The 11,885-nt window shown below is 72.4% G+C and carries 12 protein-coding genes and 1 pseudogene; 11 read left to right on the top strand and 2 right to left on the bottom strand.

Going from position 1 to position 11,885, the window contains the following annotated elements; translation table 11 throughout:
- The 4 genes and pseudogenes from V5O40_RS09600 (at position 1) to V5O40_RS09585 (ending at position 3,103) form a co-directional block, all read left to right on the top strand.
- Positions 1 to 456: a phage holin family protein gene (locus V5O40_RS09600; RefSeq protein WP_332905141.1), complete on the top strand. Its 456-nt coding sequence runs from the start codon at positions 1 to 3 to the stop codon at positions 454 to 456.
- Complete coding sequence (locus V5O40_RS09595; RefSeq protein ID WP_332905140.1) at positions 453 to 1,103, top strand: DUF3618 domain-containing protein; 651 nt, start codon at positions 453 to 455, stop codon at positions 1,101 to 1,103. Before V5O40_RS09600 ends, V5O40_RS09595 begins: the two co-directional genes overlap by 4 nt.
- 195 nt (positions 1,104 to 1,298) lie before the next feature.
- Positions 1,299 to 1,934 (top strand): SRPBCC family protein, encoded by a 636-nt coding sequence (locus V5O40_RS09590; RefSeq protein ID WP_332905139.1) that lies wholly within the window; start codon positions 1,299 to 1,301, stop codon positions 1,932 to 1,934.
- Positions 1,931 to 3,103: pseudogene (locus V5O40_RS09585) on the top strand (zinc-dependent alcohol dehydrogenase). The gene V5O40_RS09590 and the pseudogene V5O40_RS09585 overlap by 4 nt, the downstream one beginning before the upstream one ends.
- A 60-nt stretch (positions 3,104 to 3,163) precedes the next feature.
- Here V5O40_RS09585 and V5O40_RS09580 read toward each other — a convergent pair.
- Positions 3,164 to 4,408 (bottom strand): cytochrome P450, encoded by a 1,245-nt coding sequence (locus V5O40_RS09580; RefSeq protein WP_332905138.1) that lies wholly within the window; start codon positions 4,406 to 4,408, stop codon positions 3,164 to 3,166.
- Between the two features lie 264 nt (positions 4,409 to 4,672).
- On the opposite strand from V5O40_RS09580, the gene V5O40_RS09575 reads away from it, so the two are divergent.
- Positions 4,673 to 5,056: a hypothetical protein gene (locus V5O40_RS09575; protein ID WP_332905137.1), complete on the top strand. Its 384-nt coding sequence runs from the start codon at positions 4,673 to 4,675 to the stop codon at positions 5,054 to 5,056.
- 55 nt (positions 5,057 to 5,111) lie between these two features.
- Here V5O40_RS09575 and V5O40_RS09570 read toward each other — a convergent pair whose 3' ends face one another.
- A complete protein-coding gene (locus V5O40_RS09570) occupies positions 5,112 to 5,330 on the bottom strand; it encodes a DUF397 domain-containing protein (RefSeq protein WP_093407559.1) in 219 nt (72 codons plus the stop codon).
- A 67-nt stretch (positions 5,331 to 5,397) separates the two neighbouring features.
- On the opposite strand from V5O40_RS09570, the gene pepN reads away from it, so the two are divergent.
- From pepN to V5O40_RS09540, 6 genes are all read left to right on the top strand, one after another.
- Positions 5,398 to 7,911: an aminopeptidase N gene (gene pepN / locus V5O40_RS09565; protein ID WP_332905136.1), complete on the top strand. Its 2,514-nt coding sequence runs from the start codon at positions 5,398 to 5,400 to the stop codon at positions 7,909 to 7,911.
- A gap of 72 nt (positions 7,912 to 7,983) precedes the next feature.
- Complete coding sequence (gene nadD, locus V5O40_RS09560; RefSeq protein ID WP_269737804.1) at positions 7,984 to 8,580, top strand: nicotinate-nucleotide adenylyltransferase; 597 nt, start codon at positions 7,984 to 7,986, stop codon at positions 8,578 to 8,580.
- Positions 8,581 to 8,679: 99 nt separating this feature from the next.
- Complete coding sequence (rsfS, locus tag V5O40_RS09555) at positions 8,680 to 9,084, top strand: ribosome silencing factor (protein WP_269737803.1); 405 nt, start codon at positions 8,680 to 8,682, stop codon at positions 9,082 to 9,084.
- On the top strand, positions 9,081 to 9,746 hold the full coding sequence (locus tag V5O40_RS09550; RefSeq protein WP_332905135.1) for a histidine phosphatase family protein: 666 nt from the start codon (positions 9,081 to 9,083) through the stop codon (positions 9,744 to 9,746). The genes rsfS and V5O40_RS09550 overlap by 4 nt, the downstream gene beginning before the upstream one ends.
- A gap of 48 nt (positions 9,747 to 9,794) precedes the next feature.
- Complete coding sequence (locus tag V5O40_RS09545; protein ID WP_332905134.1) at positions 9,795 to 10,682, top strand: DegV family protein; 888 nt, start codon at positions 9,795 to 9,797, stop codon at positions 10,680 to 10,682.
- A 204-nt stretch (positions 10,683 to 10,886) separates the two neighbouring features.
- The gene (locus V5O40_RS09540; RefSeq protein ID WP_332905133.1) at positions 10,887 to 11,582 is read left to right on the top strand and encodes an SDR family NAD(P)-dependent oxidoreductase; all 696 of its coding nucleotides are present in this window, start codon (positions 10,887 to 10,889) and stop codon (positions 11,580 to 11,582) included.
- The last annotated feature ends 303 nt before the right edge of the window (positions 11,583 to 11,885 follow it).

Here is an 11,885-nt window from a genome sequence, read left to right as displayed (position 1 = left end):
ATGACGACGCCGACACAGAGTTCCGCAGCGGACGCCCGCAACCATCACCCGTCCTCGGCGGAGGAGGTCCGGGGTAGCTCGATCGGGGAGCTGATGCGCCAGGTCACCAGCGACCTGTCGACGCTGATGCGGCAGGAGGTGGAGCTGGCAAAGGCCGAGATCCGTCAGGAGGGGAAGAAGGCGGGCAAGGCCGCCGGCCTGTTCGGCGGTGCCGGCTTCGGCGCGTACATGGTCGCCCTGTTCCTCTCCCTCGCCCTCTGGGGCGGCCTGTCGAATGTGATGGACGCCGGCTGGGCGGGGCTGATCGTGGCCGTCATCTGGGCGGCCATCGCGGCGCTTCTCTACACGATGGGCCGACGGAACGCGGAGCGCATCCGTGGGCTCAAGCAGACCAACGACAGCGTGCAGCGCATCCCCGACGCGCTCAAGCCACACCCGGAGGGAGTGACCCGATGAGCACCGACCCCGTGCAGATCCGCCGGGAGATCGAAGCCACCCGCGACAACCTGAGTTCCGATGTGGACGCCTTGGCGTACAAGGTCAGCCCGGGCCGCATCGTCGAAGATCGTAAGCAGCGGGTCCGTACCACGCTGCAGAATGTGAGGGACAGGGTAATGGGAACCGCATCCGACCTGGGCCATCAGACCAGCCATGGTGCCCACGCGGCCGGTGATCGTGCCGCCGCGACGGCCTCGGCGGTGGGCGACGCGGCGCACTCGGCCGCCTCGGCCGTCGGCGACGCGGCACACCGCGCCCCGCAGGCAATCAGGCGTAGGTCCGAGGGGAACCCGCTGGCCGCCGGTCTCATCGCCTTCGGCGTCGGCATGCTCGTCTCCTCGCTCGTCCCGCCGACCCAGCGGGAGCAGCGGCTGGCCACCCAGGCTCGGGACAAGGTTGGCGAGCACGGCTCGGCGGTCACCGACAAGCTCAGCCGGGTGGCGAGCGAGATGAAGGAGGAGCTGCGCGAGCCGGCCCAGCAGGCCGCCGAGTCGGTCAGGGCCACCGCGCAGGACGCCGCACAGACGGTGACCGATGACACCCGGTCCGCCGCCCAGGATCTGAAGGGGCAGGCACGGCACTCTCGGGACCAGGTGGGTTCCTGACCGGTCGACGAACCCAGCCGCCGCCGGCGGCGGTCCGTCCCGCGCGGAGGCCGTGGGACGGGCGCTGGATGTGAGGGCTCCTCCTCGGGCGATCCGATCGGAGGAGCCCTTGCTTTTTGCCCCGTTTCACGGTCTCCGTGCCGGGTAGCGCCACTAGGGCGGCCGGGCACCGGACGTCCGGGCGGAGGAGGCGTGATGAGAGGCAACGCGACGAGGCTGGCTCTGGTGGGCGCCGCGACCGTGACCGCGGTCGGCGTCGGCCGGGCGGTGACCCGCCGACGGCGTCGGCACCAGCCCCATCGGGAGGATGGCTGGTACGTGGTCCGGCGCGCGGTGACGGTCGACCGGCCGGTAGCGGCGGTGATCGGCTTCTGGACCGAGCGGCAGCGGCTCGACCGGGCCCTGGCGGAGTGGGCGACCCTGGAGCAGATCGACGGGAACCGCTGGCGGTGCGTGTCGCGTGATCCCGACACCGGCGCCACCGAGTGGCGCGCCGAGATCACCGTCACCGGTCCCGGCCGGCTGCGCTGGCAGGTCACCGGCGGGCCGGAGCAGCAGGGCACGGTCGAACTGGTGCCCGCACCACAGGGTCGGGGCACGGAGATCCGCGCGGAGCTGAGATACCGCTCCGGCCCACTGCGCCGCGCCCTTGGGCTGGCCGCCGGTGACGAGCCGGACCTACGACTGCGCGACACGCTGCGCCGGGTCAAGTCGCTGATCGAGTGCGGTCAGCTCATCGACACCCGGCGGGATCCGTCCGGACGCAGCAGGGCACAGCGACGAAGCACCGATGAGATTCGGCAGCGGCTGACGACGGGAGGACGGGCGTGAAGGCGCTGTGCTGGGAGGGGGTCGGCAAGCTCAAGGTACGCGACGTGCCGGAGCCGCGGGTGCGCGCCGCCGGTGACATCATCGTCCGGGTCCGGGCCAGCAGCGTCTGCGGCTCCGACCTGCATCTGATCAACGGCTTCATCCCGGCGATGCGGGAGGGCGACATCCTGGGCCACGAGTTCACCGGCGAGGTGGTCGAGGTCGGGCCCGGGGTACGGCGGCTGGCCGTCGGCGACCGGGTGGTGGTCGGCTCGGTGGTGGCCTGCGGTGGCTGCTGGTACTGCCGGACCGAGCAGTACTCGCTGTGCGACAACTCGAACCCGCAACCCGTCTTCGCGGAGAAGCTGTGGGGCCACTCGCCGGCCGGCATCCTCGGGTACTCACACGCCGCCGGGGGCTACTCCGGCAGCCACGCGGAGTACGTACGGGTGCCGTTCGGCGACGTCGGGGCGTTCAAGGTGCCCGACGGGGTACCCGACGACGCGGTGGTCTTCGCCTCGGACGCCATGCCCACCGGTTGGATGGCGGCCGACTTCTGCGGCCTTACCGGCGGTGAGGTGGTCGCGGTGTGGGGTGCCGGTTGAGTGGGGCAGATGGCCGCCCGGGCGGCGCAGCTGCTCGGTGCCGAGCGGGTCATCATGGTCGACCGGCTGCCGGAGCGGCTGGCGGTGGCCGCCGACCGGCTGGGAGTGGAGACGGTCAACTACGCCGACACCGACGTGCTCGAGGCGCTGCGCGAGATGACCTCCGGTCGCGGACCGGACGCCTGTATCGACGCGGTCGGCATGGAGGCCCACGACGTCGGCCCGGTGTACGCGTACGACAAGGCGAAGCAGACCGCCCGCCTGCAGACCGACCGGCCGACGTCCGTCCGGCAGGCCGTCATGGCGGCACGCAAGGGTGGCACGGTCAGCATCGTCGGCGTCTACGCCGGCCTGGTGGACAAGTTTCCGCTGGGCGCGGCGATGAACAAGGCCCTGGTGCTGCGGATGGGGCAGATGCACGCCCAGCGCTACATCCCGATGCTGCTCGACCGACTCGCCGCCGGTGAGATCGACCCCGGTTACCTGGCCACTCACCCGCTCCCGCTGGCGCAGGGGGCACGCGGCTACGAGATGTTCGAGAAGAAGGAGGACGGCTGCCTGCGTACGGTGCTGCATCCAGCCTGATCCGGCCGGGCCGCCGGTCCCCGGTGGCCCGGTCCCGGCCGGTGGTCGCCGGGCGGGGGCTCAGCCGGTGCGTCGTACGGCGGTGACCACGAAGCCGCTGGCCGGCAGCGCCGGCATCCGGCTCAGGTCCACCGCGAGGTCCTGCGGCGGTACGTCGTAGCGGATGACCCCGGTCAGCAGCGTGACCGCCCGCTTCATCAGCTCGATCGTGATCCATTCTCCGGCGCAGCGGTGCCCGGCGACATGGTCGCCGCCGCCCTGCGGTACCAGCGTGAACGGGTCACCCGGCCAACCGGTGAAGCGCTCCGGCCGGAACCGCTCCGGCTCCGGCCACACCTCGGGATGATGATCGGTGCCGTAGAGATCCAGCAGCACCCGTCGGCCCCGCGGGAAGTGGTAGCCCTGCCAGTCGAAGTCCCGCCGGACCCGGGCCGCGGCCACCGGGAAGAACGGGTAGTAGCGGCGTACCTCCTGCACGAACTGCCCGGCCTCGGCGTCGTCGCGTACCCGCTGCCGCCAGGCCGGATGGTCGTGCAGGGCAAGCGCGGCGAAGACCACGAACCGGGCGACCGCGACGGTCGGGCGGAGCACGTTGAGCAATTCCACCGCGGCGATGCGGCGCGGCAACCGGTGTCCCTCGCCGTCGCGGTGCTCCGCGATCACCCGCAGGGCAGTGCCGTCGGGCGGCGACAGCTTCCCGTGGCGTACCCGTTCGACGAGGTCAGCGCCCCAGTACTCAGCGCGGTAGCGGCCCAGCCGGCCACGCCAGTGCCGGGGACCGATCGCCGCGGCACTGTCGATCATGGCTTGCAGGTCGGCGGTCCGGCGGTCCACCTCGCCGCCGCTCAGCGGCACCCCCGCCCAGGCGCAGACCGCCCGGGTCAGTATCGACGCGACCTCGGTGTGCAGCGTCACCGTGCCGGACAGTTCCCAGGCGGGCAACCGAACCTGCCACTCGTCGGCGAAGAGCTGCCCGAGTCGCCGGACCGCGGCCGGGCTCATGAGCGACATGAACATGGCCTTGCGGTGGTGGTGGGCGTCGCCGTCGAGCCCCTGGACACCGCCCCGGCCGGTGAGCGTCCGCTGACCGCGAGCCGGCATGGCACCTTCGCGCACGAACCGGTCGGCGTCGTAGAAGAGCTCGGCGGCGGCCCGGCCGCGTAGGCAGATCGTCGGTTCCAGCAGCAGCCGGGTCTGGAATATGTCGGTGCCGTACCGGTCGCACCGCTGCCCCACGAACCGGTAGCCGGCCCGCAGGAAGGCCAGGGTGCTGTCCGGAGCGCGGTCCGTCGGAATGGTCGCCATCGGATTCCCTGTTGCCGGGGCGCGGCCGTCGCCGACCGGCCGTCCAATCGTCGCAGAGTGCGTACCTACCCAGGTCACGGGCGATGAACCGCGCAGCCGGGCGGCGGTGTCGTCGGGCCGGTCGCTGGCCCCTCCCAGGACCGGGGAATCCTGGTTCGCTGGGTTCGGCGTCGTCGTCGACCTGGCCGGTGGTCAACCGGCCGCCGGGCCGAGGCGTCGATACGTCGTCGGCCAGGCGGTTCGGCGTGCCACGGGGAGGACGGAATGCGGGACAACCGTGCGGCGTACTGGCGTCGGTGGAAGGCCGGGAGGCTCGGCGGGGACGGGCCGCCGCTGGTGGCGCCGCCGCCCCGACCCCCACGTCCCGACCGCCATTTCACCGTGCATCTCGGCTTCACCGCCGCGGATCTCGTCACCGCTCGCGAGGTGGCGGTCGGGTACGCCGAGGCGTTGAGCGTGCTCCGGCCCGAGCTGGCGATCGGTGCCTCCGCGCTGTCGCCGGCCGACGCCTGGCAGCGTGCCGAGCGGCTGTTCTGCGGGGCCCTCGGGCCGGACTCCGAACGGTGTGTCGATGTCGCCGGCCACGCCGGTTTCCATCACGCGCCCGGCCCCGGTGGCCTCGGTTGGGGCGACGGTGACCGTGGTTAGCGCGGAGTCCAGGAACACCGGGCCGGACGGACATCCCTGGACCCCGCCGGCGCGCTCAGTCCAGGTCGAACTCGCCGTCCTGGGCGCCCGCGACGAAGGCGTCCCACTCGGCCTGGGTGAACACCAGCACCGGGCCGTCCGGCTCGGCGGAGTTGCGCATGCCGATCAGATCGTCGACGAAGGCGACCTCCACCGCGGCCTCCGAGGTGTCGCCCTCGGCCCGCTGCCAGACCGCCCGGGAGAGGTCGAAGTCACCCTTGGGGTGCGCTGTCATGGTCTGTCCTCCAGTACCAGGGGAAATGGGGAAGCCGGTTCGTTCCCTCATCGGGCAGGATAAGCGGATGCCGAGCCTGAGCCGTGCAGAGGCGACCGCGCGTGGCGCGTCGATCACCGTCGAGTCCTACCAGGTGGACCTCGACCTGACCGGAGGCGGTGAGCGGTTCCGGTCCCACGTCACGATCAGGTTCCGGGCCACCGGCACCGACACCTTCGTCGAGGTCAAGCCGGCGCAACTGCACGCCGTACGCCTCAACGACACCGCCCTCGATCCCGCGACGCTCGACGACAACCGGCTGCCGCTGACCGGCCTGGCGGCGGAAAACACGCTGGTCGTCGAGGCCGAGATGGCGTACACGAACACCGGCGAGGGGATGCACCGCTTCGTCGACCCCGCCGACGGCGAGACCTACCTCTACGTGATGTCGTTCCTGGACGACGTGCAGCGGGTCTTCGCCGCCTTCGACCAGCCGGACCTGAAGGCACCGGTCACGTTGTCGGTGACCGCGCCGGAGCACTGGACGGTGGCGGCCAACGCGGAACTGGCGGCCAACCCCGAACCGGGTCGTTGGGAGTTCGCCCCCACCCTGCCGATCGCCACGTACTTCTTCACCCTGATCGCCGGTCCCTGGCACGTCCGTCGGGACACCCACGACGGAATTCCGCTCGGGGTGTACTGCCGGCGCTCCCTCGCCGAGCATCTCGACGCCGACGCGGCGGAGATCCTCACCGTCACGAAGCAGTGTCTCGACCGGTTTCATGAGTTGTTCGACGAGCGCTATCCGTTCGGCAAGTACGACCAGGCGTTCGTGCCCGAGTTCAACGCTGGTGCCATGGAGAATCCCGGCCTGGTCACCTTCCGCGACGACTACGTGTTCCGCTCGGCGGTCACCGACAGCCAACGCGAGCTGCGGGCCACCACGATCGCCCACGAGATGGCGCACATGTGGTTCGGCGACCTGGTCACCATGCGTTGGTGGGACGACCTGTGGCTGAACGAGTCGTTCGCGGAATACCTCGGCACCCGGATCACGGCCGAGGCGACCCGGTTCGACCGGGCGTGGACGACGTTCGCGCTGCGCCGCAAGGCGTGGGGGTACGCCGCCGACCAGCGCCCCTCCACCCACCCGGTGGCGCCCGAGCGGGTCATCGACGCCGCGGAGGGGCTGCTCAACTTCGACGGCATCTCGTACGCCAAGGGGGCCAGCGTGCTGCGGCAGCTGGTGGCGTGGCTCGGTGACGAGGCCTTCCTGGCCGGCCTCAACGACCACTTCGCCCGGCACCGCTTCGGCAACGCCACCCTCGCCGACCTGCTCGAGAGCCTGGCCGCCAGCAGCGGCCGGGAGCTGACCGACTGGGCGGAATCCTGGCTGCGGACCGCGCAGGTGAACACGCTGCGGGCCGAGGTGGCGGTGGACGCCGAGGGCCGGTACGACGAGGTCGTGATCGCGCAGACCGCGCCGCCGACGCATCCGGTGCTGCGTCCGCACCGCGTCGGCGTGGGCCGCTACGCCGTGGACGGCACCGCCGAGCGGTTCGAGGTCGACCTCGATCCGAAGACCGACGACGGTCGGGCCCGGCTCGACGGGTTGGCCGGGGAGCCGGCGGCAGCGGTCCTGCTACCCAACGACGGCGACCTCACCTTCGCCAAGATCCGCCTCGACGCCGCGTCGGCCGACGCGGTGCCACTGCTGCTGCCCCGCCTGGCCGACCCGCTGACCCGCGCCCTGCTCTGGGGTGAAGCGCTGGACGCGGCGACCGACGGGGAGCGGCCGGTCACCGGTCTGGTCGACCTGATCGTCGCGGCGTTGCCCACCGAGACGGAAGTGATCATCGTCGAGGACGTGCTGGCGATGAGTCGCTCGCTCGTCGATCGTTATCTCGACCCGCTGGCGCGACAGTCCGCCCTGGCCCGGATCGCCGAGTCCTGCCGTCGGCTGCTGGACGGCGCCGCGCCGGGGGAGTCGTTGCAACTCGCCGCCGCTCGAGGGCTGATCGCCGCGAGCACCGACGCGGAGTTGCTCACCGGTTGGCTCGCCGGCCGGGCCGTCCCCGCCGGGCTGGCCGTCGACACCGAGCTGCGGTGGACGCTGCTGGGCCGGTTGGTGGTCCTCGGTGCCGCCGGTGCGGCCGAGATCGCGGCCGAGGCGGCGGCCGACCCGAGCGCCACCGGTGCCGAGCGCGCCGCCCGGTGCCGTGCGGCCCTGCCCGAGCCCGCCGCCAAGCGGGCCGCGTGGGAGATCATCGTGTCGAACACGGAGTTGTCGAATCGGCTGGTCGAGGCGACGGCGGAGGGCTTCTGGCAGCCCGAGCAGGCCGACCTGACGAGCGCCTACGTGGCCAGCTATTTCGCCGACATGCCGGCCGCCGCGCGGCTGCGTACGCCCTGGGTGGCCGACGAGGTCGCCAAGCTGGCCTTCCCCCGCCACGCGGTGTCCCAACCGACCCGGGAGGCGGCCGCGGCGCTGCTGGCCCGCGACGACCTCACGCCGGGGCTGCGTCGGGTGGTCACCGACGCCGACGACGACCTGCGCCGCGCCCTGGTGGCGCGCACGGCGGTGGCGGCCACGACCGCGTGACCACCGGAGCCGGGCCGGGTGTGGAGCGTCGGCCCGGCCCGGCTCCGCCCGGACACGCCCTAGGATCATGGAGTGGAGGAAGACATCCGGCGGATCGGCATCATGGGCGGGACGTTCGATCCGATCCATCACGGGCACCTCGTGGCGGCGAGCGAGGTGGCGGACCGGTTCGGCCTCGACGAAGTGATCTTCGTGCCCACGGGGCAGCCGTGGCAGAAGGCCGACGTGCCGGTCAGCTCGGCCGAGGACCGCTACCTGATGACCGTGATCGCCACCGCGTCCAACCCACGGTTCCAGGTCAGCCGGGTCGACATCGACCGGGGCGGGCCCACCTACACCGTCGACACCCTCCGTGACCTGCGCTCCCAGTACGGGACGAAGGCGCAGCTGTTCTTCATCACCGGCGCGGACGCCCTGGAGCGCATCCTGAGCTGGAAGGATCTCGACGAGATCTTCGAGCTGGCCCACTTCATCGGGGTCACCCGGCCGGGTTTCGCGCTGACCGCCGCGCACCTGCCCGCCGACACGGTCAGTCTGGTGCAGGTCCCGGCCATGGCCATCTCGTCCACCGATTGCCGGGCGCGGGTCGCCCGGGGCGAACCGGTCTGGTATCTGGTGCCCGACGGTGTGGTGCAGTACATCGCGAAACGGCGACTGTACCGGGAGTGATTTGACCGTTTCATCCCTCTTTCCGGCTGAAACTGGTGAGTCGGGAATCCGGGCCGTGTGAGAGGCTGGAGGCATCGCACGGTTGATCGAAGGAGAACGGTGACAGTTTCCGAACGCGCTCACCAGCTGGCGATCGTCGCCGCCCAGGCCGCGGCCGACAAGAAGGCTCAGGACATCGTCATCATCGACGTGGGTGACCAACTCGCCATCACCGACGCGTTCCTGCTCGCCGCGGCCCCGAACGAACGCCAGGTGCTGGCCATCGTCGACGCCATCGAGGAAGCCCTGCTCGACCTGCCGGAGAAGGCGAAGCCGGTGCGGCGGGAGGGCGAACGCGGCGGCCGCTGGGTGCTGCTCGACTACGTCGACGTCGTGGTGCACGTGCAGCACACCGAGGAACGCGAGTTCTACGCCCTGGACCGGCTCTGGAAAGACTGCCCGACGATCCCGTTCGTCGACCGGGATCTCGCCCCGGCCGAGGCCTCCGCCGGATCGGGCGAGTGACCAGGCTGATCATCTGGCGGCACGGCAACACCGACTGGAACGCCGCCAGCCGGGTGCAGGGGCAGACCGACGTACCCCTGAACGATCTCGGCCGGGAACAGGCCCGCGCCGCCGCGCCGCTGCTGGCCGCGCTGCGCCCGGACGCCCTCGTCGCCAGCGACCTGAGTCGCGCCGCGGACACCGCCGCCGCGCTGTCCGCGCTGACCGGCCTGCCGGTACGCTCCGACGCCCGGCTCCGGGAGCGGCATTTCGGCAACTGGCAGGGGATGTTCCTCACCGAGGTGGCCGCGGGGTTCCCCGAGGAGTACGCCCGCTTTCGGGCCGGGGATCCCGATCCGGGATCGGACATCGAACCGCTTGACGAGCTGGCCAAGCGCATCGGCACCGCCCTGCAGGAGGCTGCCGACGAGGTGCCGGGGGGCACTGTCGTGGTGGCCACCCACGGTGCCGCGGCCCGTCAGGGCTGCGGTCACCTGCTCGGCTGGGAGCGCCACGTGCTGCGTACCGTCGGCTCCCTGCGCAACTGTCACTGGACGGAGCTGCGCCACGACGTGGAACGCGGCTGGCACCTGCGCGCCCACAACGTCGGCCCGATGGACGTGCCCGCCGCCGGAACCGGCACCGGCGCGGCGGTCGTCCCGGTCTCCGCCGAACCGGTCTGAGCGGACGCGGTCCGGCCGTCGCCCAGCTTGATCCGCTACGGTGCCCGCATGCCAGTCGCGGTCGTCACCGACTCCACCGCCTACCTGCCACCCGAGCTGGTGCGGGAGCACCGGCTGACCGTGGTGCCGCTGACCGTGGTGTTGGCCGGCGTCGAAGGGCTGGAGGGGGTCGAGACCTTCCCCGCGGACGCCACCCGGGCGCTTCGCGCGCGGCGGGTGTCGGTGAGCACCTCCCGCGCGTCGCCCGAGCAGTTCTCCCGCACCTACCGGGAGCTGCTGGCGGCCGGAGCGGAGGGCGTCGTCTCGGTGCACCTGTCGGCCGGGCTCTCCGGCACGGTCGAGGCCGCCGAACTGGCCGCCGCCGACCTGGGCGACCGGGTCAGCGTGGTCGACAGCCGCTCCTGCGGGATGGGTCTCGGCTTCCCGGCGATCGCGGCGGCCCGGGCCGCCGCCCGGGGCGCCGACCTGGCCGGCGTACGCGCCGCGGCAGTAGCGGCCGTCGGGCGAACCAGCATCCACTTCTACGTCGACACGCTGGAGTTCCTCCGTCGGGGCGGACGGATCAACGCGGCCGAGGCGTTGCTCGGCACCGCACTGTCGGTCAAGCCCATCCTGCACATGCCCGAGGGACGCATCGTGCTGCGGGACAAGGTCCGCACCGCCAGTCGGGGCATGGCACGGCTGGTGGACCTCGCCGTCGAGGCGGCCGGCGACGGGCCGGTGGACCTGGCCGTACACCACCTCGACGCGCCGCAGCGGGCCGAGCAACTCGTCGACACGCTCACCGCCCGGCTCGGCGATCGGCTGCGCGACACCTACGTCTCCGAGGCCGGTGCCGCCGTCGCGGTGCATGTCGGTCCCGGTCTCGCCTGCGTGGTGATCCATCGTGCGTCGGAGCATCCGGCGGCGGACCTGCCTGGACGTCAGGGGCACTGACCGCCAGGCCGTCGAGCGGTCCGCCGGCGCTCGGCGCCGGCGGGCGAACCGGCGCGCCCCGCTTCGTCGCTTGTGGCTTCGGTGGGCGAGGATCGACCCAGGGCCGGGTCGGGGAGGTGGGACGGATGTCCTGTGTGGTGACCGGTGGGGGGCGCGGGGTCGGGCGGGGCGTCGTGGAGAGCCTGCTCGCCCACGGTTTGGACGGTGGTGGTGGTCGAGCGCGATCCGGGTGCACTGGCCTGGGTGGCGGGGCACGTCCGGGCCGATCACCTCGCGGCGGTGGTCGGTGACGCCGGTGACGAGGGCGTCGCCGGGCGGGCCGCCGACCTGGCGGAGCGCTTCGACCCGCTCACCGGATGGGTGAACAACGCGGCCGTGTTCCGCGACGCCTCGGTGCACGACGCGCCGGTCGGCGAGGTCGTCGATCTGATCACCCGCAACCTGCGTCCCGCCGTGGTCGGTGCCGCCACCGCGGTCCGCCGCTTCCTCGCCGCCGGCACCGCTGGTGCCGTGGTCAACGTCTCGTCACACCAGGCGCACCGGCCGGTGCCGGGCTGCCTGCCGTACGCCACCGCCAAGGCGGCGGTGGAGGGGCTGACCCGGGCGCTGGCCGTCGAGTACGGCCGGCACGGCATCCGAGCCAACGCGGTCGCGCTCGGCTCGGTGGCCACCGAACGACACGAGGCGTTCCTCGCCGAGTCCGAGCCGGACCAGGCGCGGCGGATCGAGGCGGAGCTGGCCCGACTGCACCCGGTGGGCCGGATCGGGCAGCCGCAGGACGTGGCGGAGGCGGTCGCGTACCTGCTCTCGCCGGCGGCGGGCTTCGTCAACGGGGTGACCCTGCCGGTCGACGGCGGGCGCGCCGTCCTCGGTCTGGACCCGCAGGCGCGCACGGACTGACCCGAGCGCGTCTGAACCGGCCACGCGCCTGGCGCACCGCCCTGGTGGCGGCCGGGAGGATGCGGTTGTCGGCGACGTGGACCGAGGGGCCGGTCACCTGCCGGGGTCCGCGATCGTCGGGCGAGCCGACCACGTACCGCCAAGGCGACGGCCGTAGCAGATCCGAGACATGATCAGGGCACTGTCCACAGAGCCTCGCGCTGTCCACAGGTCGACCGGCTCGGTGCGCCTGGCGGTGCCTCGCCGCCCTAACCTCGCGCCGTGTCGAGGGACGAGGACGAGGAGATGGCGGTCCGGCGGCGA

This window comes from Micromonospora palythoicola, from assembly GCF_036689795.1.
GTDB lineage: Bacteria > Actinomycetota > Actinomycetes > Mycobacteriales > Micromonosporaceae > Micromonospora > Micromonospora palythoicola.
The sequence above is the reverse complement of the archived record's forward strand: the minus strand, read 5'-3'. Positions and strand labels throughout refer to the sequence as shown.